The organism is Streptomyces sp. HNM0574 (assembly GCF_012726235.1).
Taxonomy (GTDB): domain Bacteria; phylum Actinomycetota; class Actinomycetes; order Streptomycetales; family Streptomycetaceae; genus Streptomyces.
Genome location: NZ_JAASAH010000003.1, coordinates 354,235 through 377,497, shown reverse-complemented (window position 1 = coordinate 377,497; position 23,263 = coordinate 354,235). Strand labels below are relative to the sequence as shown.

Below are 23,263 nucleotides of genomic sequence, written 5' to 3'. Positions count from 1 at the left end.
AGGCTCAGCCCTCGGCGGACGCCTGCTGCTTGGCGGCGGAACCGGAACGCGTACGACGACGGCGGCGCGGCTTGGCGGCCCCCTCGCCCTCAGCGGAAGCGGAAGCCGGACCGGAACCCGAACCCCCGGCCTGCTCGGCGGACTTCGCCGCCCCGCCGGAGCCCGAACCGGAACGCGTACGACGGCGACGGCGCGGCTTCCGCGCCTCACCCGACTCCGCGTCCGGCCCCGGAGCGGAACCCGCCTCCGAGGCACCGGACGCGCTCTCGCCGTCCACCGGGCTGCCGCCCCGCGTACGGCGGCGCTGACGCTGCGTCCGGGTGCGCTTCGGGCGCTCCTCGGCCTCGTCGCGCGCGCCGGAGCGCCCGCCGCCGCGGCCACCGCGGCCGGTCTCGCCCAGGTCCTCGACCTTCTCGGCCGACAGCCCCTCACGCGTCCGCTCGGCACGCGGCAGCACACCCTTGGTGCCCTGCGGAATGCCCAGCTCCTCGTAGAGGTGCGGGGAGGTCGAGTACGTCTCGGGCGGGTCCGGGTGCTCCAGCTCCAGCGCCTTGTTGATCAGCTGCCAGCGCGGGATGTCGTCCCAGTCGACGAGCGTGACGGCCGTACCCGAGGCGCCCGCGCGGCCGGTGCGGCCGATGCGGTGCAGGTAGGTCTTCTCGTCCTCGGGCGTCTGGTAGTTGATGACATGCGTCACACCGTCGACGTCGATGCCGCGCGCGGCCACGTCGGTGCAGACCAGCACGTCGACCTTGCCGTTGCGGAAGGCGCGCAGCGCCTGCTCGCGGGCGCCCTGGCCCAGGTCGCCGTGGACGGCGCCGGAGGCGAAGCCGCGGCGGGTCAGCTGCTCGGAGACGTCGGCGGCGGTGCGCTTCGTACGGCAGAAGATCATCGCCAGGCCGCGGCTCTCGGCCTGCAGGATGCGGGCGACCATCTCCGGCTTGTCCATGGAGTGGGCGCGGTAGACGTGCTGCGTGGTGTTGGCGACGGTGTGGCCCGCGTCGTCCGGCTCGGAGGCGCGGATGTGCGTGGGCTGGCTCATGTAGCGGCGGGCCAGCGAGATGACCTGGCCCGGCATCGTCGCGGAGAACAGCATGGTCTGCCGCTTCGCCGGAAGCATCTGGATGATCTTCTCGACGTCCGGCAGGAAGCCCAGGTCGAGCATCTCGTCGGCCTCGTCCAGGACGAGGGCGCGGACCTCGGACAGGCGGAGCTTCTTCTGCCCCGCGAGGTCCAGCAGCCGGCCCGGCGTGCCCACGACGATGTCGACGCCCTTGTTCAGCGCCTCGACCTGCGGCTCGTAGGCCCGGCCGCCGTAGATGGACAGCACCCGGACGTTACGGACCTTGCCCGCCGTCTGAAGATCGTTGGTGACCTGCTGGCACAGCTCGCGGGTGGGGACGACCACGAGGGCCTGCGGTGCGTCGGACAGCTCCTCGGGCTGCGCCCGGCCGGTCTCGACGTCGGCGGGGACGGTGACGGTCTCCAGCAGCGGCAGGCCGAACCCGAGCGTCTTGCCCGTACCGGTCTTCGCCTGGCCGATGACGTCGTTGCCCGCGAGTGCGACGGGAAGCGTCAGCTCCTGGATGGGAAAGGGGGACGTGATGCCGACGGCTTCGAGGGCCTCGGCCGTCTCGGAGAGAATCCCGAGATCGCGAAACGTGGTGGACAGGATGCTTGCCTCTTCTGTGTGACGCGAGGTGAGGAGGCGAGGAGGGTCGCACCGCACCGAAGGCGGCGCCTTGCCGGCCCGCCGGTCGGTGCGGGACCACTGGCTCTCGCTCAAGCGCTCTTCCCGCGCGAGCGGTCCCTCATGCCGCGGTGCGTGCCTCTGCACGGCCCACGCGGTCGAGGGCTTGTCGGGTCGGAGCCGATCGGGCCACCGACCGGGCATCCGCAGTCATGCGTACATGCGGCCCGCCGATTCCGGCGGGCGCCAATATCACTGTACCCCGGATCCGCGCATGTGTACCGGGGCGATTGTTGTGTACGAAGTCCACCGGGGCGTCACGACCTCGGGACGGGCCGCTTCCCGGGCAGGTGGGGCGGGCTATCGTGCAGGCCATGGAGACGTCTGACAACACCACTGCCGCAGGGGCCGGCGACACCGCCGAGGAGGCCGCGGGCAGCGAGCCCCGGACCGGGATCGCCGCCCAGTCCTGGGCGGAGGCTTCCGCCGAGCCGACCTACCGCGCGGCGGTCGTGGACCTGCTGGGAGCCCTGGCGTACGGCGAGCTGGCCGCCTTCGAGCGCCTGGCCGAGGACGCGAAGCTGGCACCCTCGCTGGCCGACAAGGCGGCGCTGGCCTCGATGGCCTCCGCCGAGTTCGGCCACTTCGAGCGGCTGCGGCGGCGGCTGGCGGAGATCGACGAGGAGCCGACCGAGGCGATGGAGCCGTTCGCGGCCGCGCTGGACGAGTTCCACCGCCAGACCGCGCCCTCGGACTGGCTGGAGGGCCTGATCAAGGCGTACGTCGGCGACTCGATCGCGTCCGACTTCTACCGCGAGGTCGCCGAGCGGCTCGACGCCGACACCCGCGCCCTCGTCCTCGGTGTGCTGGACGACACCGGCCACTCGAACTTCGCCGTGGACCGGGTACGGGCCGCCATCGAGGCCGACCACCGGGTCAGCGGCCGGCTGGCGCTGTGGGCACGGCGGCTGATGGGTGAGGCGCTCTCGCAGGCGCAGCGGGTGGTCGCCGAGCGGGACGCGCTGTCCACGATGCTGGTGGGCGGGATCGCCGACGGCTTCGACCTCGCGGAGGTCGGCAAGATGTTCAACCGGATCACCGAGGCGCACACCAAGCGGATGGCCGCCCTGGGCCTCGCGGCCTGACCTGCGCTTTCGTCGTACCCGGCGCCGGTTCCGCCCCGGCGTCGGGCGGGCCAGCGCCCCGGTCGGGTCAGACGGGCGGGGTGCCCGGGATGTCCGCGGTGGGCGGCAGGCCGGGGGAGCGCACGTTCTCGCTCAGCAGGAGTGAGAGGAGTGCCACACTCACCGCGGCGGCGGCGACCAGCGTCAGGGCCGTGTGCCCCGGGCCGAGGACGACGCGGGTGACGATGCCGCCGAGCAGCGCGGCGACGGGTCCTGTGGCGAAGACCAGCGCCTGGTTGGGGAACCGTCCGGGCAGGCGGGCGGCGGCCGCGTACGCGACGGCGAGTCCGAGCACGACGGAGCCGAGTGCCTCCCAGATCATGGGGACCTCCTCGGGGGATACGGCCTGGGCGGGCCGGTGGCGCAAAACGGTCGTTCCGGTCCTCCCCTGCGGGGACGCACGCGAAACGGCGGCCCTTCGAGCAATTCGAAGAGCCGCCGCAGGGGTTGTGGTGCCCCGCTCCGCCGGTGCCGGAGCCCCGCACTCAGAGTGTGCCGAAGCCCACCTTGCGTCCGGCCTGCTCGCCGATCTCGACGTAGGCGATCCGGTCGGACGGGACGAGGATCTTCTTGCCGTGCTCGTCCTCCAGGTTGAGCACGTTCGCGCCGCTGTCAGCGAGCGCAGCGGAAACCGCCTTCTCGATCTCTTCGGGGTTCAGCTTGCTCTCGAAGACGATCTCGCGGGGCGCGTGCTGCACGCCGATCTTGACCTCCACGGCTATGTCCCTCCGACAGTCAGTTGGGTACGCGGCCAGCCGCGCTGTACGCAGGACACATTAGTCCGGTGCGGACATCCCGGAGCGGCGAGCCCGCACGCCCGCAGCGAACACGCGCCCCGCGGAGCCGCTCACTGCATCGGGAAACCGGCGATACCGCGCCACGACAGCGACGAGATCAGCTTGGCCGCCGCGTCCCGCGGGATCTGCCGGCCCGAGCTGAGCCAGAAGCGCGCGGTGATCTGCGCCATGCCGCACAGGCCCATCGCCAGCAGCATGGACTGCTCGCGCGGCAGCTTGGTGTCCTCGGCGATGACCTCGCTCACGGCCTCCGCACAGTCGACGCTGACCTTCTCCACGCGCTCGCGCACGGCCGGCTCGTTGGTGAGGTCCGACTCGAAGACGAGCCGGAAGGCACCGCCCTCGTCCTCGACGTAGGCGAAGTACGCGTCCATCGTGGCCGCGACCCGGTGCTTGTTGTCCGAGGTCGACTCCAGCGCCGCGCGCACGGACTGCAGCAGTGCGTCGCAGTGCTGGTCCAGCAGGGCCAGGTAGAGGTCGAGCTTGCCCGGGAAGTGCTGGTACAGCACGGGCTTGCTGACGCCCGCCCGGTCGGCGATGTCGTCCATGGCCGCCGCGTGGTAGCCCTGTGCGACGAAGACCTCCTGGGCAGCGCCCAGCAGCTGGTTGCGCCGGGCCCGGCGCGGCAGGCGTGTGCCGCGAGGGCGCGCCTCTGTCCGCTCGATGGCTGTCACGCCGCCTCCCTGATGTGTTTCCGCGCGCGGTGTGCGCTGCGCCGCCATCGTACTTTTGGGTAACAGGCGTGTGCGCGGTGCGGAGCGAGAATTTCACCGACTGGAACGCGCGAGTGGGCGGTTTATCGGTACTCGTCCTCGTTCATCTCCACGACACGTGCCTGATCCGCGGCGTCCGCCGGGTCGACCTCGGCGGCCGGGTACTCGTCACGGCCGGTCATCGGCTCGTCGCGCTGACGGAGCAGGTCGGCCTGCTGCTCGGCGGCGTCGGCGGACGACGCCTCGAAATCCCCGAGTGCTCCGGATTCCTCCGGCTCTTCCTCGTACGCGTCCTCGAAGGTGTCGGGATCGGTCGGGTCGACAGGCATGCGGGCTCCCCTTTCGCAGGCAGTCGCGCTCTCTCCCGAGCGTAGGCCCCGGATGCGGGTTTCCGCCCGGCCCGCCCCGGTGCGGGGAGGGGTGGTACGGGTGCCCGTGCTGTGAGTGCGAACACATCATTCCGGGCGTGATCGTCTCGTAATATTGCTGCATGTCCCCTGTCGAGAAGCCCCGTCCCGCCGCCGCGTCCGGTGCCGGTGCCGCGGTGCCGCGTGCCGTGCCGTCGTCGACCGGGCCCCTCCTCGGGGAGGGCGAGCGGGTGCGCTCCGTCGAGCTGGGCCGGCTCACGCTGACGGTCCGCTCCCGGGAGCCGGCCCGCGAGGGGCTGCCGCCCGCGCTGTTCGTGCACGGGCTGGGCGGCTCCTCGCAGAACTGGACGGCGCTGATGGCGGAGCTGGCGGACACCGTCGACGGCGAGGCCGTCGACCTCCCCGGCTTCGGCGACTCCCCGCCGCCCGACAGCGGTGACTACTCCGTCACCGGACACACCCGCGCCGTCATCCGCTACCTCGACGCGTGCGGCCGGGCGCCCGTGCACCTCTTCGGCAACTCCATGGGCGGCGCCGTCGCCACCCGCATCGCCGCCGTCCGCCCCGACCTGGTGCGGACGCTCACGCTGGTCTCCCCGGCGCTGCCCGAGCGGCTGCCGCAGCGCACCGCCGTGCCGACGGCGCTGCTCGCGGTGCCCGGCGTGGCCCGGCTGTTCGGCAGGCTGACGCAGGACTGGACCGCCGAGCGGCGCACCGGCGAGGTGCTCGCGCTCTGCTACGGCGACCCCGCACGCGTCACACCCGAGGGATTCGCGGCCGCCGTCGAGGAGTACGAACGGCGGCTGCGGCTGCCGTACTTCTGGGACGCGCTTTCTCGCTCGGCTCGTGGGATCGTGGACGCGTACACGCTGGGCGGCCAGCATTCGCTCTGGCGGCAGGCGGAGCGGGTACTCGCTCCGACACTCCTCGTGTACGGCGGGCGCGACCAGTTGGTCGGCTTCCGCATGGCGCGCCGCGCATCCGCGGCTTTCCGGGAATCCCGGCTGCTCGCCCTGCTCGAGGCGGGGCACGTGGCGATGATGGAGTACCCGGAGGCCGTCGGGGGCGCGTTCCGGGAACTCCTCTCGGACAGCGGCCGGTTGACCCACGGGGTTGACGACCGGAACGCTGCGCACACGACTCCCGTATCCGTGAAAGGTGACTAGTGGGACGTCATAGCCGCAGAGGCCGCGGGGACTCCGCCGACACCTCCGGGATATCCGCCGGGCACGGGGCGGTTCCGCGGCCGTACGCCACGGAGCAGCAGGACTTCCCCGAACCCCGGCAGTACCGGGGGCCGCAGCAGCACGGCGTGCCGCGTCCCGCGGCGCGGCCGGAGCGGGGCGCGCCCGCCGGTGGTCACGAGGCGTCGCCGGACGGAGGCGCTCCGCGCATCCCCGAGACTCGCGGCGGTCATCCCGAACACCGTGAGCCGGGCGGGAGTTGGGGCCGCGGCCCCGGGCGGGCCGGGCCGATGCGCGGGCCGCGCGGCCCGCGTCCCGAGTACGTCGAGGCCTTCGACGACGGAGTCTTCCCGGCCGAGCCGCGCGCGGCGGGCCGCTACCACCGGCCCGGCGACGGCGCGGCCACGCCCGCCGCGCCCCACGCGCCCGGTGCCCCGGCGTCCGGTGACGGCGGCGGCAGCGGGCAGGCACCGCCGGACGGTGAGCAGGGCGTGCCCGAGGGTGAGCAATCGGACGGCGGCGAGGAGGAGTTCGCGCCGCTCGGCACCACCGCCGCGACCGGGGTCCAGCGCCGTGGCGTGAGCGGGGCGAAGCGTACGGCCGCGGGGATCGGCGCGGCCGCGGTGACGACCGTGCTGGCCGTGGTGGTGGCCGGGCAGGCCGCCTCCGGCGAGCACCGGGACGGCGACCGCGCGGCGGGCGCCGGTGTCGTCGGGCGCGCGGGCGCCGACGCCGACCCGGCCTCGCGCTCGGAGAGCGGCGGCCGGGGCGCACCGGCACAGCCGTCGGCCAAACCCACCAAGAAGCCGCTGAGTTACGACCAGAAGCTCGCGAAGCCGTACCCGATGGACGCCGATCTGAAGGGCTCGGGCACGTTCCGGACGGTGGGCGGCGCCGACAAGGGTCCGGGCGAGGGGCAGAAGCTGCGCTACCGGGTCGACGTCGAGCGGAAGATCGGGCTGGACGGCGACCTGTTCGCGAAGGCCGTGCACAAGACGCTGAACGACCAGCGCAGTTGGGCGCACAACGGCGAACGCAGCTTCGAGCGCGTCTCCAAGGGCCACGCCGACTTCGTGATCACCCTGGCGAGCCCCGGCACGACCGACGTGTGGTGCATGAAGTCCGGGCTGGACACCAGCGAGCAGAAGGTCTCCTGCGACTCCGCCGCGACGGAGCGGGTGATGATCAACGGCTACCGCTGGGCGCAGGGTTCGAAGACCTTCGGCGACGACCGGATGCGCTCCTACCGGGAGATGCTCATCAACCACGAGGTCGGCCACCGGATCGGCTTCGGCCACGTCGGCTGCCCCAAGGACGGTGAGCGGGCGCCGGTGATGATGCAGCAGACCAAGTCGCTGAACATCGGCGGCGCCACCTGCAAGCCCAACGCCTGGCCCCACCCCGACGCCTGACGTCACCCCGGCGCCGTCCCCGGTGACCCTTTCGCGGTAGCCGATCGCAACGCCCGCCTTCCGGGAAAGTCACGTTCGTTCACCCCTTCCGGTGGCGCGATGGACAACCGTCCAGCGGGCCCGGGGGGCGCGCGCATACCGTCTTCCGCGTCACGCCACCGCGCCGCCCCCGAGCGGACGGCCGGTGGCCCATACGGAAAAGCGATCCGGGGGTGCTGCCGTGCGCATCGCACTGCTTACGGAGGGTGGTTATCCCTTTGCGCGGGGTGAGTCCGTGCTCTGGTGCGACCGCCTGCTGCGCGGGCTGCAGGGGCACGAGTTCGAGGTCTACGCGCTGAGCCGGAGCGAGCGCCAGGAGCACGCCGGATGGTGCCTGCTGCCGCCCAACGTCCGGCGCGTGTGCACCGCCCCGCTCTGGGGCCCGGCCCCCGGAACCCAGGGCGACCCCGCCGGCCCGGGAGCCGGGTACGTCTCCGCGTACGGGAGGCGTGAACGGCAGCGCTTCGAGCGGCACTTCGGGCAGCTGGCCGAGGCCGTGTGCACCGCGGTGCCGGACGAACTGGGCTGGACCTCCGACGCCGCCGACCTCGGTGACAGCCCCGTGGCGGACCGTTTCACCGCAGGTCTGTACGGGCTCGCCGAACTGGCACGCGACCACGGCGGCCTCGCCCTCGCCCTCCGCTCCGAACAGGCCCTGCGCATCCTGGAGTCGGCCTGCCGCGCCCCCGGCGCGCTCCGCGCCGCCCAGGCCGCACGCGTCGCCGACTTCCTCGCCGTCGCCGACCGGCTGGAGCGGGCGCTGCGCCCGCTCTCCCTCGACTGGTACGGGCCGCGCCCCGCCGGGGCGGGGCAGGCGCACGGCCACGGCCCCAGCCACGACGCCAACTGCCGCTCCGGGCAGGGGACCGCGGGCGCCGACCTGTGCCACGCGGTCGGCGCCGGCCCGGCGGCCCTGCCCGGGCTGCTGGCCAAGCGGTTCTTCGGGACGCCGATGCTGCTCACCGAGTACGGCGTACGCCTGCGCGAGCACTACCTCGGCAGCGCCCCGGCCGTCGCGGGCGCCCCCGTACGCGCCCTGCTCGCGTCCTTCCAGCGGCTGCTCGCGCGCGAGGCGTACGCGCAGGCGCACGTCATCACGCCGGGCAACACGCACGCGCGCCGCTGGCAGCAGCGCTGCGGCGCCCGGCGGGAGCAACTGCGCACCGTGTACCCGGGGATGGACGCCAGGCCCTTCGCCGAGGTCGGCGAGGTGGGGGAGCACCCGGAGGCGGCCCGGCCGCGGCCCGGACGCACGGGAGCACGGCCCGCCACCCGTACCGGATCGGGGGCGGGGCCGCCCGCGCACCGGGGGCGGCGGGCCGCGCCGACCGTCGTCTGGGTGGGCCGCGTCGAACCGTCGAAGGACCTCATCGGGCTGCTGCACGCCTTCGCCCGCATCCGCACGTCGGTGCCCCGCGCCCGGCTGCGCGTCATCGCCACCCGGCGGCCCAGGGGGCGCGAGGGCGCCGACTACGGGGCCCGCTGCTGGGCCCTGGCCGCGCAGCTCTTCCCGGACGAGGCGGCCGACGCGCGCACCGCGGGCGAGAGCCCCGTCTCCTTCGAGGAGGTGGGCAGCCCGGGCGCCCCGACGCTCGCCGACGCGTACGGCGGCGGGGACGTCGTCGTCCTGCCGAGCGCCGTCGAGGGATTCCCGGTGCCGCTGGTGGAGGCGATGTTCTGCGGGCGCGCGACGGTCTCGACGGACGTCGGCGCCGTCTGCGAGGTGATCGGCGGCACCGGACTCGTCGTCCCCTCCCGCAACCCCAGGGCGCTCGCCGACTCCTGCGTGACGCTGCTGCGCGACCCGGAACGGCGTGCGCGGCTGGGCGCGGCGGCGCGCGCGAGGGCGCTCGAACTCTTCACCGTGGAACAGAACATCGCGGCATTTCGTGGCATCTATCTTGAGCTGATGTCGCACTGTCCGGTACGGACCGACGAGGGGCCGACGCTCTCCGAGGACGGTGATCCGCTGCCGTTCGCGCGCCCCGCCGAGTCCCACGTGCCGGGCGGCTGGGCCCGTACGACCCGGGGCGCGGTGGCCGCCGCGGCGGGCGGGCGCAGGCCCGGCGGGCGGCTCGCGCAGTGGCCGCCCGGGACGCGCCCGCACGCCCCCGCGCTCCCGCCCGCCGGGGCCGGCCGTCCCACCGCGCCGGGCGGGGGGAAGCGGGAGGAGGGGACGCGATGAGCACCCGGAACGGAGAACAGGCGGAACCCCGGGCACAGGACGCGACGCCGCCCGCCGGGGAACCGGAGCAGGAGACCGCCGCGCCGGAGGCCGGGCGTCCGGTCACCGCCGAGGGCTGGGACACCCGCTCCTGCGCCCTCCTCGGACAGGGACGGGACGGCGACGAGCCCGAACCGGAAGCCGCGGACCCCGAGGACCCCGAGGACCCCGAGGACAGCGCCGAGGCCGTCGGCGGGAGCGCCCTGCCAGGCCCTGCCGACCCGGTGCGGGACCTGATGCACCGGCACCGCGCCCTGTGCGAACGCGCCGTGGACCCGCTGGAGATCGCGGCCGGACTGGAGGCGCACGGCGTCACCGACCGCACGGCCGCGCGCTTCCGGCACCGGGACGTGTTCTCGCTCGCCGAGGAGCTCTACGCCCGCGTCCCCAGAGCGGGGGCGCACGCGCGCCCCGACGAACCGCACCGCACGGCCGGCGAACGGCCCGGGCGGGTGGCGCGTACCGCGGGCGGAGTCTGCGTCCACCTGCTGCCCGGCGTCCTGTGCGCCGCGACCGCGGCGGCGACGGCGCTCACCGACGGGCTGGACCTCTCGGCCCGGATCGCGCTGGGCGTGGCGGGCGCCGCCGCCGTCGGCGTGGCCGTGCGGATCTCGCTGCGCCGCCTCGCGCCGTCCGCGCCCGCCGTGCTGCTGGCCCTGTCCGCGTACTGGCTGCTCGCCTACGCCCTGTTCGGCGACTGGCTGCTCGCGGAACTCCTGGGCGGCCGCGCCGCCGGCCCCGCCGCCGCGGACGGCGGTCCGCTGCTGTCCGGCGCGGACCCCTCGGGCCTGGCCGCCGCCTCACCGGCCGCGGTGCTCGGCCGGATGCCGGTCCCGCTGAGCCTCACCCTGGCGCTCGCCCCGGCGGCGCTGTGCGTGCGCTGGTTCGCCGGCCGCGCCCGGCGGGCCCTGGAGACCAGCCGCGGACTGGACGAATTCGCCTCCGCCGTACGCCCGTTGCTCGCCGCGACGGTGGCGCTCTTCACCGTGGCGCTGCTCGCGGCCCAGGCCCTGACCGGGCAGGCGCCCGGCGTGCCGGGGCCCACGGCCGCGACGGTCGCGGACACCACGGCACTCGGCCTGCTGCTCTTCGTCGCCCTGCTGCTGACCGCGCACGGCTTCCCCGCCGTGGCCTCCGTCGCGCTCGGCGTGGCCTCGCTGTCCGAAGCGGCGGTGCTGGCCTGGGCGTTGGCGGTGCGCCGCTCCGGCGGCGCCGGGTCCGGGGAGCTGTGGGCGCGGATCAGCGGGTACGGGTCCGGCACGGTGCCGTTCGTGGTGTGCGGCTGCGCGGCACTGGTGCTCCTCGCGTACGCCTTCCGCACCCTCACCGGCGCCTCCGCGCACCGCCCCGCGCACGCCCGCGCGGACGCCGCGTACGGCGGCCCGGACGGGCACGGGAGCCCGGGCCGGCCGGCCGCGGGCGCGCACGGCGGGCCGGCGGCGCGCCCCCGGGCCCGTACGCCCTGCGGACCCGCCCCCTTCCGCGGGTCCCCGGCTCCCTGACGTCCGGGAGGCCCGGACCGGCCGCCGGCCACCGGGCCCGGCACGGGAGTTGCCGCACGCGCCCGGCGCACGACCGACTGACCTACCGACCGACGACCGAGACGACCGACTGGCGACCGCCTCGCGACGCGCACCGCGCCCGGCACCGGGCACGGCGCCCGGCCGACGCGGCGCACGACCGACAAGGAGCACCCCCGAGATGACCACCGCCCAGCCGTATTCCGGCGCACTGCTCGACCCGAAGGGTGCGCGATGAGAGTCCTGCTGCTCGGAGCCAGCGGCTACCTCGGCCGCTTCGTCGCCGACCGCCTGCTCGCCGACCCCGCCGTCCAGCTCACCGCGCTCGGCCGGGGCGACGAGGCGGACGTCCGCTTCGACCTGTCCACCGGCAGCCCCGGCGCGCTCACCCGCTTCCTGGACGCGGTGCACCCCGGCGTCGTCATCAACTGCGCCGGGGCCACCCGGGGCGGCGCGCGCGACCTGACCCGGCACAACACCGTCTCCACGGCGACCGTCTGCGAGTCGCTGCGCCGCAGCGCCTGCGGCGCACGGCTGGTGCACGTGGGCTGCGCCGCCGAGTACGGCCCCTCGCCCGCCGGTTCGTCCACCGGCGAGGACGCGGTGCCCCGGCCCGGCGGCCCGTACGGGGTGAGCAAGCTCGCCGCCACCGAACTCGTCCTCGCCTCCGGGCTGGACGCCGTCGTGCTGCGGGTGTTCTCGCCCGTCGGCCCGGGGACGCCCGCAGGTTCGCCGCTCGGCAGGCTGGCGGAGGCGATGCGCCGCGCCATGCAGCAGAACGACAGCGAACTCAAGCTGGGCGGCCTGGGCGTGCAGCGCGACTTCGTGGACGTACGGGACGTGGCGCGGGCCGTGCACGCGGCCTCGCTGTCCGCCGCGCAGGGCGTCGTCAACATCGGCACCGGACGCGCGGTGCGGCTGCGGGACGCGGCGTCCGTGCTGGCCCGCGTCGCCGGGTACACCGGGCCGGTGCACGAGGTGGACCCGCCGCTGCTCCCGTCCCAGGCGGGCGCGGGCGCGCACCACGGGCCCGGGCAGCACACCCAGCAGCCCGCCGCGCAGCACCCGTTGGCGCACCACGGCGGTCCCGGGCACGGGCCGCCCGGTCCGGGCAACCCGCCGGTGCCCTCGCCCGACGGGTGCGGCAGCTGGCAGCAGGCGGACGTCCGCACGGCACGTGACCGGCTCGGCTGGCGGCCCCGCATCGGACTGGAGGAGTCACTGGCCGACATCTGGATGGAGGCCGCATGCCGCATCTGACGACGCCGGGAGGATTCCCGAGCGTCGCCGCGGCCGAGGACGGGCGCCCCGGCCTCGGCGTACCGGGGTGGGCGCACCCCGTGCTGGCGCCGCTGGAGTGGGCCGAACTCGCCCGCCCCGGGCTGCCGTTGCACTGGGCGGTGCTCGACGTCTCCTCGGGTCCCGGGTCGCGGCCCGACGCGTACTGCCTGGCGGCGGCGGCCAGGCTGCACGCTTCGGGCACCGGACTCCTGGGCTGTCTCGACATGTGGGACGGCGACCGCTCCTTCGGCGAGCTGGTGTCCGACGCGCACCGCTATCTGGACTGGTACGGCGTCGACGGGTTCTACCTCGCGCACTGCCCGGCCGGCGCGGAGCACCTGCCCGAGACCCGGCGCACCGCGACCACCCTGCGCGCCCTGTGTGACGGAGGACACGTGGTCGCCGGGCACGGGGTCCATCCGCATCCCGGATACGCGGACGTCGCCGACCAGTTGGTGACCTTCCGCGGCGGCTGGACGGCGTACCGCTGGTCCCAGGCCGCGCCCTGGACGGCCGACCATCCCCCGGGCCGCTTCTGCCACTTGGTGCACGGCGTCCCGCGCACCCACCTCGACGAGGCGCTGCGGGTGGCCCGCTGGCAGGGGGCCGGAACCGTGTACTTCACCGACCGCACGGACCGGAGCGGCCGGAACCCCTGGGGAGCGCTGCCCGGTTACTGGGACGAAATCGTCTCGCGCATCGGACCTGGTGTCTCGGAATGAGATCGGGCGTGGCAGTGTTACGGAAAGAACGACCGTACGTCCCACCGACCAACGGAGCCCCCTGTGTCGCTGCCACCCCTGGTCGAGCCGGCTGCCGAGCTCACCGTCGACGAGGTCCGCAGGTACTCCCGCCACCTGATCATCCCGGACGTCGGGATGACCGGGCAGAAGCGGCTGAAGAACGCCAAGGTGCTCTGTGTGGGCGCGGGCGGACTGGGATCGCCCGCGCTCATGTACCTCGCCGCCGCCGGCGTCGGCACCCTCGGCATCGTCGAGTTCGACGAGGTCGACGAGTCGAACCTGCAGCGCCAGATCATCCACAGCCAGGCGGACATCGGCCGCCCCAAGGCCGAGTCCGCGAAGGACTCGGTGCTCGGGATCAACCCGTACACCAAGGTCAACATCCACGAGGGCCGGCTGGACTCCTCGAACGTGATGGAGATCTTCGCCGACTACGACCTCATCGTGGACGGCACCGACAACTTCGCCACCCGGTACCTCGTCAACGACGCCTGCGTACTGCTCGGCAAGCCCTACGTCTGGGGCTCCATCTACCGCTTCGACGGACAGGCGTCCGTCTTCTGGAGCGAGCACGGCCCCTGCTACCGCTGCCTCTACCCGGAGCCCCCGCCGCCCGGCATGGTCCCGAGCTGCGCCGAGGGCGGCGTGCTCGGCGTGCTCTGCGCGTCCGTCGGCTCGATCCAGGTCAACGAGGCCATCAAGCTGCTCGCCGGCATCGGCGACCCGCTCGTCGGCCGCCTGATGATCTACGACGCGCTGGAGATGAACTACCGCCAGGTCAAGGTCCGCAAGGACCCCGACTGCGCGGTCTGCGGCCCCAACGCCACCGTCACCGAACTGATCGACTACGAGGCGTTCTGCGGCGTCGTCTCCGACGAGGCCCAGCAGGCCGCCACCGGCTCGACCATCACCCCGAAGCAGCTCAAGGAGTGGATGGACGACGGCGAGGGCATCGAGGTCATCGACGTCCGCGAGCCGAACGAGTTCGAGATCGTGCAGATCCCCGGCGCGAAGCTGATCCCCAAGGACGAGTTCCTGATGGGCAACGCGCTCCAGGACATGCCGCAGGACAAGAAGATCGTCCTGCACTGCAAGACGGGTGTCCGCTCCGCGGAAGTCCTCGCCGTGCTGAAGAACGCGGGCTTCGCCGACGCGGTCCACGTCGGCGGCGGCGTCATCGGCTGGGTCCACCAGATCGAGCCGGAGAAGCCCGTCTACTGACGGACACCCACCGGCAACGACGGGCCCCCGCCGCGCGCGACGCGGCGGGGGCCCGTCCCCGTACCGTCCCGGGGACCGCTCACCGGCCGCCGGTGCAGGTCGAACCGTCCTTCGGCGCCTCGCCCTTGAGCAGATACGCGTCCACCTTCTGCCGCACACAGCGGTTCCCGGTGTCGTACGCGCCGTGCCCCTCGCCCCGGTACGTCACCTCCACGGCGACGTCCTCACCCAGCTGCTCCTTCATCCGCCGGGTCCCCTCGTACGGGGTGGCCGGGTCGCCGGTCGTGCCGACCAGCAGGATCGGGTCCGAACCCTTCGCGCTCACATCCGGATTCTCCGCCTTTCCCCGCACCGGCCAGCCGTCGCACTGCGTCAGCCCCCAGGCCGCCGACGGGCCGAACAGCGGCGAGGCCGCCGTGAAGTCCGGCAGCGCCTCGCGGACGTCGCCGGTGTCGTAGCGGGCCTTGGAGTCCGCGCAGCTGATCGCCGTCAGCGAGGACTGGAGCGTGCTGTAACTGCCGTCCTGATTACGGCCGTTGAGCGCGTCCGCGAGCACCAGCAGCGTCGTGCCGTCCTTCTTGTCCATCGCGTCGCGCAGCCCCTCGGTCAGATAGCGCCACAGCTCCTTCGAGTACAGGGCCTGCGCCATCCCGTTCGTCGCCAGCGACTCCGTCAGCTCACGGCCGGCGCCGGCCGGAATCGGCTTCCGGTCCAGACCGTCCAGCAGCTTCCCGATCCGCTTCTCGCCCTCCTGCGGGCTCTTCCCCAGCGGACAGCCGTCCTTGCCCACACAGTCCTGCAGATAGTTCCGCAGCGCCCGCTGGAAACCCCGCGCCTGATTCGACGAACCCGCCTTCGCACTCGCCGTCGGGTCGACGACCGCGTCGAACACCGCCCGCCCCACCTTCTGCGGGAACAGGTGCGCATACACCCCGCCCAGCTCCGTGCCGTAACTGAAGCCGAAGTAGTGCAGCTTGTCGTCGCCCAGCACCTGCCGCATCAGATCCATGTCCCGCGCGGTGTTCTCCGTCGTCAGATGCGGCAGCAACTCCCCGGAACGCGCGTCGCAGCCGCGGGCGAAGCCGCCCTGCCGCTCGGTGAGCGCCTTCTCCTCCTTGCCGCTGTCCGGCGTCCAGTCCGCGGCGAAGTACGCGTCCAGCTCCGGACCGTCCCCGCACTCGACGCCCTCGCTGCGGCCGACCCCGCGCGGATCGAAGCTGACCAGGTCGTACTGGCCGCGGAGCTTGCCGTAGCCCTCCCCGAAGGACGGCAGCGAGGCGACGCCCGAGCTGCCCGGGCCACCGAAATTGAAGAGGAGCGACCCGAGCCGCGGCCGGTCGTTGTCGGCCTTCTTCGCGCGGATCATCTCCGTCCGGATCGTCTTGCCGTCCGGCTCCGCGTAGTCCAGCGGAACGGTCAGCGACGCGCACTCCCACTTCGTGCCGTCCGGCAGCGGCGCGGGCTTCCCGCTGCTCGTGCCCTGCGCCGCGTCCGGCGCGGGACACGGCGACCAGTCCGGACGCTGCCCCGTCAGCGAGTTCGGCAGCGAGGACGAGGGCGAACCCGTCGGCGCTTCCCGCGGACTCGCGCCCGTCCCGTCCTCCGCCGCCGGGGTCCTCGCAGCCGTGCGTATCCCGGAACCCCCGTCACCCTCCCCGTCCCCGCCGCAGCCCGCGGCGGCCAGCGCGGACAGGGTGACGGCGCAGGCCAGCGCCGCCGCGCCCCGGCGACGGGAACGCGGCCCGAAGCGGCGGCGACGGGCGGGCGGGGGCGGCCGGAGCTGTACGGTGCGCTGCATCGGATGTCCTCCCGGAGCGGCCTTGCGTCCGTACCCGCGGTGCGATCCGGGTACGGACGTCATCCTCCGGGCGTGTCGCGCCCCGGGCGCGCTGCGTGCCGCGGACGGGTGGAATCCGGCCGCCCCGCCCGGGGTGCGCCCACGCGGGTCACCGCCTCAGAGGGCGCCCTTGCGGGTCAGCTGGGTGAACGACAGCCAGCCCGGCAGCACCGGCAGCCACAGCGTCAGCAGCCGGAACAGCAGCACCGCCGGCGTCGCGACCTCCTTCGGCACCCCGAACGTGACCAGACCCGCGAACAGCGCCGCGTCCACCGCGCCCAGACCACCCGGCGTCGGCGCCGCCGAACCGAGCGCGTTGCCCGCGAGGAAGACCACCGCGATGCTCGCGTAGCTCGCCTCGTAGCCGAACGCCCGCACACACGCGTCCAGACACATCACGAACAGCAGCGTCAGCAGCAGCATCCCGCCGATGCCGGTGGCCAGCTTCTGCGGACGCTGCACCACGTCCAGCATCCGCGGCACCACCCCCGCGAACAGCCCGCGCAGCCGGTTCACCACGAACCGGCGCAGCGCCGGGATCGCCGTCACGATCAGCGTCAGCACCGCCGCCGTCAGCAGTCCCGCGATGACCGTGCGGGACGGCGACAGCGTCGGCGTGTGCTCCGTCCCCGTCAGATAACCGAAGATCATCAGCAGCACGATGTGACTGCCCAGACCGAACAGCTGGGACGCGCCCACACTCGCCACCGCGTGCCCCGGACGCACCCCCGCACGCTGCAGGAACCGGGTGTTCAGCGCCACCCCGCCCACCGCGGCCGGCGCCACCAGCTTCACGAACGAACCCGCCACCTGCGCGAACACCGTCCGCACGAACGGCACCTTCTCCGGCACGAAACCCAGCAGCGACATCGCCGCCGCCACGTACGTCGCCCCGGAGAACAGCACCGCGCCGCCGACCCACGCCCAGTTCGCCTCCCCGATGACCTTGCTGAACTCGACCTGGCTCAGCTGCGTCATCAGGAAGTACGCCGCCAGCACACCCGCGATCAGCGACACCAGGGTGCGCGGCTTGATCCGCTCCAGCCGGGCCGGCTCTATCGGCGCCTGCGGCCTGATCAGCAGCACCTGCCCGCGGATCTGCGCCAGCAGATCCTCCTCCCGGGCCTCCTCCAGCGCCTCGTCCACGGCCCGCTTCTCGGCCGCCTTGCCGGCCCTGGCCGACTTGCGGTCCTCCCGGTGCGTCTGCCCGCGCGCGTCCTTGTGCGCCTCCTTGTGGGCCTCCCGGTTCGCGCGGGACGCCTCGATCACGGCCTCCCGCTCCCGCTGCGCCCGCTCCTTCGCGAGCCTGCGCAGCGTCGTCCGGGTACTGCGGCTCAGCGCGATCGGCTGCAGCAGCGGCAGACTGTCCGCCACCGCGTCCGGGCCGAGCACCTCCACCGCCGCGGCCACCGCGCGCTCCGCGCCGACCCGCAGCCCGAACGTCGTCATCAGCTGCGCCACGTCCATCCGCAGCACCACGTCACCCGCCGCGATCTCACCGCCACGCAGATCCGTCAGATAGACGTTGCCGGAACGATCCGCCAACAGGGCCTCGCCCACCAGCCTGCGGTGCGCGATCCGCCGCGCCTGCAACGTCGCCACCTGCTGCCAGGCCGTGCGCATCAGCTCGTCCGTGACCGCCTCGTCCGGCAGCGCATCCAGACTGCGGCCGTCGATGTGCTCGTAGACCAGCATCACCGCGTCCGGACCCAGCTCCGCCGTCGCGATCAGCCGGGGCGCGTTCGCACCCGCCGCGATCGCCGCGTACGCCAGCAGCGCCTCCTGCTCCAGGGCCTGCCGCAACGACTGCAGATTCCGGCGCTGCGTGATGCCGCGCAGCGTCAGCCGGCGCCACACCCGGTAGAAGAAACCGTGCGCCTGCAACTCCCGGTCGACGACCGTCACGTCGATCGGCGGGCCGTCCTCCAGCGTCACCCGGTACCGGCGGCCCCGCTCCCGCTCACCCGGATCGTGCCCCTCGGCCTCCGGCCCGTCCGGCTCCTCCACCCGCATCGCGCTCACCGGACGGAAACCCACGTGCCGCAGCCCGGCCAGCAGGTTCTGCCCCGTCGGGCGCACATTCGGCGCACCCACCGCGTACAGCGTGCCGTACGCCACCGACCAGCCGATCAGCACCGTCACCACGATGGAGAACGGCGTCGAATAGCCCGGAATCAGCACCGCGAACGCGTTCAGCAGCAGCACCGCCCACAGCAGCACCCGCCACCGCGGCCTGCGCGCCATCCCGACAGCCGTCATGTAGGCGATGACCGGCGCCAGATAGCTGTGCACGGGAGCGGTGATGTCCGTATTGGTGATCTGCTTCGTCAGCGCGTCCCGCACCGAATCCGGCGCCGCCTCCGCCACCCACAGATCCGTCGCCAGGGACGCGCCGTGCGCCAGGACGGCCGCCAGCACCCCGTCCGCGATACGCAGCCCGTCCCGCTTGATCAGCCGCTCGATCGCGAACGCCACCGGGACCAGCAGCACCGCGATGCTCGACGCCAGCCCCGTCAGACTGATCAGCAGCGGCGGGGCCTGCTGGGTGCCCTTGTCGATGTCCTGCTCAAGACCCGCCGTCGTGCCGTGCGCGAAGTTCGCCACCACCAGCACCACACCGATGCCCAGCAGACCCAGCACCATCCGCATCAGATCGGACGGGCGGTGCACCCGCGCCGACAGCAGCGGCTCGTCGCTCTCGACCCACTCGGCCTCGGCCGTCGCACCGCCGGAGACCTTCGCCTCCGCCGCGGCCCCCGCCTCCCGCGGGCGCGCCTCGGAGCCGGGCACGCCCGTGTCGTGCCCGGAACCGTCCCGGTGCCCTCCAGAACCCGGAGTCACCGGACTGCCGCCGCTGTCGTCACTGTCGCCCCGTCCGGCCGGCCGCGCGGGATCGTCCGCGGCCGGGCCCGTCCCCCGCGAGGGTTCGTCGCCCGGCCGCCGTCCCGCACTCGTCCCGGAACTGTCTCGTTGGTCTCGTATCACTCGTCACCGCCCGCACGATGGTGGCATGACGGAGAGGCACAAGGGGGCACGAGGGGGTATCGATGGGGCGCGAGATACGCAACACCGCGCAGACGGCGATGTCGGCGGCATGCGGCAGCATGACCCGCATGCATGCGAGTGAACCGGGAGACCCCCCGGAGCTTCCCGACTACGCGGAACGCGTCCTCGACGTCGCCGAACTCATCCCCCCGGGCCGCGTCATGACCTACGGCGACATCGCCGAATGGCTCGGCGACGGCGGCCCCCGCCAAGTCGGCCGCGCCATGGCGCTGTACGGGGGAGCGGTGCCCTGGTGGCGCGTCGTCCGCGCCGACGGCAAGCCGCTGCCAGGACAGGAAACCCGCGCCCTGGAGCACTACCGCACCGAAGGCACCCCGCTCCGCGACACCACCCGCACCGGACGCGACACACCCCGCATCGACATGCGCCGGGCCCGATGGGACGGCCGCACCGCCCCCCACTGACCCGACGTCCCGCGCCCGCCCCGCCGGCGCACCGCTCCCGTACCTCACAGCCACCACCCTGACCCCCTCGACCGGCTTCCGCTCCCCGCACCCCGCCCGGGGACGACGGCATCGCCCTGCGGCCCGCGAGCCCACTGGCGTACCGTCTGCACCGTTCAGCACAGCCCCTCCCCAAGGCGAAGCACGTGACCTCCTCCATCCCCTCCGGTGTGCGCACCCCCTCCCCGGGCGGCGGCGCGTACCGCCTGGTGCGCACCCCGCCGGAGCCGGTGGATCCTCCTGCCTTGGACGCACGGCAGCGCGCCGTGGTTGACCACGACGGCGGCCCCCTCCTCGTCCTCGCCGGACCCGGAACGGGCAAGACCACCACCCTCGTCGAAGCCGTCACCGCACGCGTACGCGCCGGCACCGACCCCGAACGCATCCTCGTCCTCACCTTCAGCCGCAAAGCCGCCGCCGACCTCAGACACCGGATGGCCACCCGGCTCGCCGGCACCGGCCCCGTCGCCACACCGCCCCAGGCCACCACCTTCCACGCCTACTGCTACGCCCTCGTCCGCGCCCACCAGGAAAGCGACCGGTCCGCCGAACCACTTCGCCTGCTCTCCGGCCCCGAACAGGACCTCTACATCCGCGAACTCCTCGAAGGCCAGCTCGACCTCGCACACGAGAACCGCAGCGGCACCGCCTGGCCCGACGAACTCCGCGCCTGCCTCACCACCCGCGGCTTCGCCGACGAAGTACGCGCCGTCCTCGCCCGCAGCCGCGAACTCGGCCTCGGCCCCGACGAACTCGGCACCTTCGCCCGCCGCAGCGGACGCCCCGACTGGACCGCCGCCGCCGACTTCCTCGCCGAATACCTCGACGTCATCGACGCCCAAGGCGTCCTCGACTACGCCGAACTCGTCCACCGCGCCGTCCTCCTCGCCGAACACGAACCGACCGCCGCCCGACTGCGCGAAAGCTACGACGCCGTGTACGTCGACGAGTACCAGGACACCGACCCCTCCCAGGTCCGCCTGCTCCGCGCACTCGCCGGACACGACCCCACAGGCCCCGCACGCCGCGGCGCCGGCGCCCGCACCCTCGTCGCCTTCGGCGACCCCGACCAGTCCATCTACGCCTTCCGCGGCGCCGACGTGAACGGCATCCTCGACTTCCCCCACCGCTTCCCCCGCCCCACCGGCGAACCCGCACCCGTCGAAGTGCTCCGCACCAACCGCCGCTCCCGCGCCGCACTCCTCGCCGCCGGCCGCGAACTCACCCGCCGCATGCCCCTCACCCGGCTCCCCGCCGACGCCGTACGCGCCCACCGCGAACTCACCGCCACCCGCCCCGGCGGCCGCGTCGAGGCGTACACCTATCCCACCGCCGGCGCCGAACTCGACAACATCGCCGACACCCTCCGCCGCGCCCACCTGGAGGACGACGTCCCCTGGGGCGACATGGCCGTCCTCGTCCGCGCCGGCGGCCGCACCATCCCCTCCGTCCGCCGCGCCCTCACCTCCGCCGGAGTCCCCGTCGACGTCGACGGCGACGACGTCCCCCTCCGCCACGAACCCGCCGTCGCCCCCCTCCTCACCGCCCTCAAGTACGCGGCCGGAGCCGCCGCCGACACCCGCCCCGGGAACGACACCGACGCACCCGCCCCACCCGACGCCGAAACCGCCCTCACCCTCCTCGCCTCCCCCCTCGGCGGCATGGACGCCACCGACCTCAGACGCCTCGGACGCGCCCTCCGCGACGAACAGCGCGCCGCCGGAACACCCGTCCCCGAACCCTCCGACACCCTCCTCGCCCGCGCCCTCGCCGAACCCGGACGCCTCGTCGCCCACGACCCCGCCTACGCGCGCGGCGCCCAGCAACTCGCCACCCTGCTGCGGAAAACCCGCGAACTCCTCGACGGAGGCGGCACCGCCGAAGAAGCACTCTGGCTCCTGTGGGACGGCACCGGCTGGCCCCAACGCCTCGAACGCGCCGCCCTCCGCGGCGGCGCCGCCGGACGCAACGCCGACCGCGACCTCGACGCCGTCCTCGCCCTCTTCGCCGCCGCCGCCAGAGCCGAGGAACGAGGCGGCGGCCGCGGCGTCCTCAACTTCCTCGAAGAAGTCGACGCACAGGACATCGCCGCCGACACCCGCACCGCCCGCGCCCCACGCCCCGACGCCGTCCGGCTCATGACCGCACACCGCGCGAAAGGCCTCGAATGGCGGCTCGTCGTCGTCGCCGGAGTGCAAGAGGGCCTCTGGCCCGACCTGCGGCGCCGCGGCTCCCTCCTGGAAGCCGACCGCATCGGACGCGACGGCCTCGCCGAACCCCTCCCGCCCGGCGCGCTCCTCACCGAGGAACGCCGGCTGTTCTACGTCGCCGTCACCCGCGCCGCCGAACGGCTCGTCGTCACCGCCGTCCAGGCCCAGGCCGACGACGGCGACCAGCCCTCCCGCTTCCTCACCGAACTCGGCATCACCCCCCGCGCCGTCAGCTCCCGCCCCGCCCGCCCCCTGTCCGTCGCCGCACTCGTCGCCGAACTCCGCGCCACCACCGTCGACCCCGCGGCCACCCCCGCACTGCGCACCGCCGCCGCCCAACGCCTCGCCCGCCTCGCCGCACTCCGCGACGACGAAGGCCACCCCCTCGTCCCCGCCGCCCACCCCCAGCGCTGGTGGGGCCTGAACGAACCCACCAGATCCGAAATGCCGCTCCGGGACCGCGACCGGCCCGTCACCCTCTCCGGCAGCGCCCTCGACCAGCTCGCCCGCACCTGCTCCCTCCAGTGGTTCCTGGCCCGCGAAGTGAAGGCCGACACCCCCGCCACCGCCGCCCAGGGCTTCGGCAACGTCGTCCACGTCCTCGCCGACGAAGTCGCCTCCGGCAGCACCCCCGCCGACCTGTCCGTCCTCATGGAACGCCTCGACGCCGTCTGGGACGGCCTCGCCTTCGACGCCCCCTGGAAATCCCGCCAGGAGAAGGACAGCGCCCGCGCCGCCCTGGAACGCTTCCTGCGCTGGCACGTCATGGAACGCGACGGCCGCCGGGCCGTCGGCAGCGAGCACGAGTTCGACGTCACCCTCGACGCGGGCGAACACCAGGTCCGCATCCGCGGCAGCGTCGACCGCATCGAAACCGACACCCAGGGCCGCGCGTACGTCGTCGACTTCAAGACCGGACGGAACAAACCCACCGCCGCCGACGTCGCCCACCACCCCCAGCTCGCCGTCTACCAGCTCGCCCTCCGCGAAGGCGCCGCCGACGGCCTCTTCGACGGCCACCGCCCCGAACCCGGCGGCGCCGAACTCGTCCACCTCCGCCTCGGCGCCCCCCGCCGCGACGGCGGCGAAACCCTCCCCGCCGTACAGCGACAGGAACCCTGGCAGGAAACGGGAGAGGGGGAGACCCCGCCCCCCGACGGGCCCGACGACGGCGCCTGGGTCGGCGACCTGCTGGCCGACGCCGCCACCCGCGTCCTCGACGAACGCTTCACCCCCTCACCCGGCCAGCACTGCACCCACTGCACCTTCCGCGCCGCCTGCAGCGCCCTCCCCGAAGGCCGCCACGTCGTCGAGTGACCCCGACCCCGGCG

General features: G+C 74.0%; 17 protein-coding genes. 10 read left to right on the top strand and 7 right to left on the bottom strand.

Annotation, left to right across the window (positions count from 1 at the left end; all coding sequences use genetic code 11):
• Positions 1–4: 4 nt before the first annotated feature.
• Positions 5–1,894, bottom strand: coding sequence for a DEAD/DEAH box helicase (locus HCC30_RS08410; protein ID WP_240979401.1), 1,890 nt, complete (start codon positions 1,892–1,894; stop codon positions 5–7).
• 170 nt (positions 1,895–2,064) lie between these two features.
• Between HCC30_RS08410 and HCC30_RS08405 the strand changes: the two genes are divergently transcribed.
• Positions 2,065–2,835: a ferritin-like fold-containing protein gene (locus HCC30_RS08405; RefSeq protein ID WP_169441690.1), complete on the top strand. Its 771-nt coding sequence runs from the start codon at positions 2,065–2,067 to the stop codon at positions 2,833–2,835.
• Positions 2,836–2,902: 67 nt separating this feature from the next.
• Here HCC30_RS08405 and HCC30_RS08400 read toward each other — a convergent pair whose 3' ends face one another.
• From HCC30_RS08400 to HCC30_RS08385, 4 genes are all read right to left on the bottom strand, one after another.
• Positions 2,903–3,196, bottom strand: a complete 294-nt coding sequence (locus tag HCC30_RS08400; RefSeq protein ID WP_169441689.1) for a hypothetical protein — start codon at positions 3,194–3,196, stop codon at positions 2,903–2,905.
• 163 nt (positions 3,197–3,359) lie between these two features.
• Positions 3,360–3,590 carry a DUF3107 domain-containing protein gene (locus tag HCC30_RS08395; protein WP_169441688.1) on the bottom strand — a complete coding sequence of 77 codons (231 nt, stop codon included), beginning with the start codon at positions 3,588–3,590 and terminating at the stop codon, positions 3,360–3,362.
• A gap of 131 nt (positions 3,591–3,721) precedes the next feature.
• Positions 3,722–4,345, bottom strand: a complete 624-nt coding sequence (locus HCC30_RS08390; RefSeq protein ID WP_346776549.1) for a TetR/AcrR family transcriptional regulator — start codon at positions 4,343–4,345, stop codon at positions 3,722–3,724.
• A gap of 122 nt (positions 4,346–4,467) precedes the next feature.
• Positions 4,468–4,713 (bottom strand): hypothetical protein, encoded by a 246-nt coding sequence (locus HCC30_RS08385; RefSeq protein WP_169441687.1) that lies wholly within the window; start codon positions 4,711–4,713, stop codon positions 4,468–4,470.
• Positions 4,714–4,874: 161 nt separating this feature from the next.
• Between HCC30_RS08385 and HCC30_RS08380 the strand changes: the two genes are divergently transcribed.
• From HCC30_RS08380 to moeZ, 7 genes are all read left to right on the top strand, one after another.
• Entirely contained in the window at positions 4,875–5,918 is a 1,044-nt protein-coding gene (locus HCC30_RS08380; RefSeq protein ID WP_169441686.1) for an alpha/beta hydrolase, read from the top strand.
• Entirely contained in the window at positions 5,918–7,348 is a 1,431-nt protein-coding gene (locus HCC30_RS29140) for a DUF3152 domain-containing protein (RefSeq protein ID WP_169441685.1), read from the top strand. The genes HCC30_RS08380 and HCC30_RS29140 overlap by 1 nt, the downstream gene beginning before the upstream one ends.
• 220 nt (positions 7,349–7,568) lie before the next feature.
• The gene (locus HCC30_RS08370; protein ID WP_169441684.1) at positions 7,569–9,572 is read left to right on the top strand and encodes a DUF3492 domain-containing protein; all 2,004 of its coding nucleotides are present in this window, start codon (positions 7,569–7,571) and stop codon (positions 9,570–9,572) included.
• Positions 9,569–11,113: a hypothetical protein gene (locus HCC30_RS08365; RefSeq protein WP_206323510.1), complete on the top strand. Its 1,545-nt coding sequence runs from the start codon at positions 9,569–9,571 to the stop codon at positions 11,111–11,113. The genes HCC30_RS08370 and HCC30_RS08365 overlap by 4 nt, the downstream gene beginning before the upstream one ends.
• 252 nt (positions 11,114–11,365) lie before the next feature.
• Positions 11,366–12,391 carry an NAD-dependent epimerase/dehydratase family protein gene (locus HCC30_RS08360; protein WP_169441683.1) on the top strand — a complete coding sequence of 342 codons (1,026 nt, stop codon included), beginning with the start codon at positions 11,366–11,368 and terminating at the stop codon, positions 12,389–12,391.
• Entirely contained in the window at positions 12,379–13,134 is a 756-nt protein-coding gene (locus HCC30_RS08355) for a spherulation-specific family 4 protein (RefSeq protein ID WP_169441682.1), read from the top strand. The genes HCC30_RS08360 and HCC30_RS08355 overlap by 13 nt, the downstream gene beginning before the upstream one ends.
• Positions 13,135–13,197: 63 nt before the next feature.
• A complete protein-coding gene (moeZ, locus tag HCC30_RS08350) occupies positions 13,198–14,376 on the top strand; it encodes an adenylyltransferase/sulfurtransferase MoeZ (RefSeq protein ID WP_169441681.1) in 1,179 nt (392 codons plus the stop codon).
• Between the two features lie 79 nt (positions 14,377–14,455).
• On the opposite strand, the gene HCC30_RS08345 is transcribed toward moeZ, so the two are convergent.
• Both HCC30_RS08345 and HCC30_RS08340 read right to left on the bottom strand, forming a co-directional pair.
• Positions 14,456–16,174 (bottom strand): alpha/beta hydrolase, encoded by a 1,719-nt coding sequence (locus tag HCC30_RS08345; protein WP_169441680.1) that lies wholly within the window; start codon positions 16,172–16,174, stop codon positions 14,456–14,458.
• Between the two features lie 156 nt (positions 16,175–16,330).
• A complete protein-coding gene (locus HCC30_RS08340) occupies positions 16,331–19,003 on the bottom strand; it encodes a lysylphosphatidylglycerol synthase domain-containing protein (protein ID WP_346776548.1) in 2,673 nt (890 codons plus the stop codon).
• Between the two features lie 314 nt (positions 19,004–19,317).
• Here HCC30_RS08340 and HCC30_RS08335 point away from each other — a divergent pair, with 314 nt between their 5' ends.
• Positions 19,318–19,683, top strand: a complete 366-nt coding sequence (locus HCC30_RS08335; RefSeq protein WP_240979438.1) for an MGMT family protein — start codon at positions 19,318–19,320, stop codon at positions 19,681–19,683.
• 185 nt (positions 19,684–19,868) lie between these two features.
• On the top strand, positions 19,869–23,249 hold the full coding sequence (locus HCC30_RS08330; RefSeq protein ID WP_169441678.1) for an ATP-dependent DNA helicase: 3,381 nt from the start codon (positions 19,869–19,871) through the stop codon (positions 23,247–23,249).
• Positions 23,250–23,263: the final 14 nt, after the last annotated feature.

What these genes read in the sequence shown, in the direction of transcription:
- HCC30_RS08410 (WP_240979401.1), bottom strand. Translation starts at nt 1,894, where the DNA reads ATGCCCGGTCGGTGGCCCGATCGGCTCCGACCCGACAAGCCCTCGACC.
- HCC30_RS08405 (WP_169441690.1), top strand. Translation starts at nt 2,065, where the DNA reads ATGGAGACGTCTGACAACACCACTGCCGCAGGGGCCGGCGACACCGCC.
- HCC30_RS08400 (WP_169441689.1), bottom strand. Translation starts at nt 3,196, where the DNA reads ATGATCTGGGAGGCACTCGGCTCCGTCGTGCTCGGACTCGCCGTCGCG.
- HCC30_RS08385 (WP_169441687.1), bottom strand. Translation starts at nt 4,713, where the DNA reads ATGCCTGTCGACCCGACCGATCCCGACACCTTCGAGGACGCGTACGAG.
- HCC30_RS08380 (WP_169441686.1), top strand. Translation starts at nt 4,875, where the DNA reads ATGTCCCCTGTCGAGAAGCCCCGTCCCGCCGCCGCGTCCGGTGCCGGT.
- HCC30_RS08365 (WP_206323510.1), top strand. Translation starts at nt 9,569, where the DNA reads ATGAGCACCCGGAACGGAGAACAGGCGGAACCCCGGGCACAGGACGCG.
- HCC30_RS08360 (WP_169441683.1), top strand. Translation starts at nt 11,366, where the DNA reads ATGAGAGTCCTGCTGCTCGGAGCCAGCGGCTACCTCGGCCGCTTCGTC.
- HCC30_RS08355 (WP_169441682.1), top strand. Translation starts at nt 12,379, where the DNA reads ATGCCGCATCTGACGACGCCGGGAGGATTCCCGAGCGTCGCCGCGGCC.
- HCC30_RS08345 (WP_169441680.1), bottom strand. Translation starts at nt 16,174, where the DNA reads ATGCAGCGCACCGTACAGCTCCGGCCGCCCCCGCCCGCCCGTCGCCGC.
- HCC30_RS08335 (WP_240979438.1), top strand. Translation starts at nt 19,318, where the DNA reads ATGACCCGCATGCATGCGAGTGAACCGGGAGACCCCCCGGAGCTTCCC.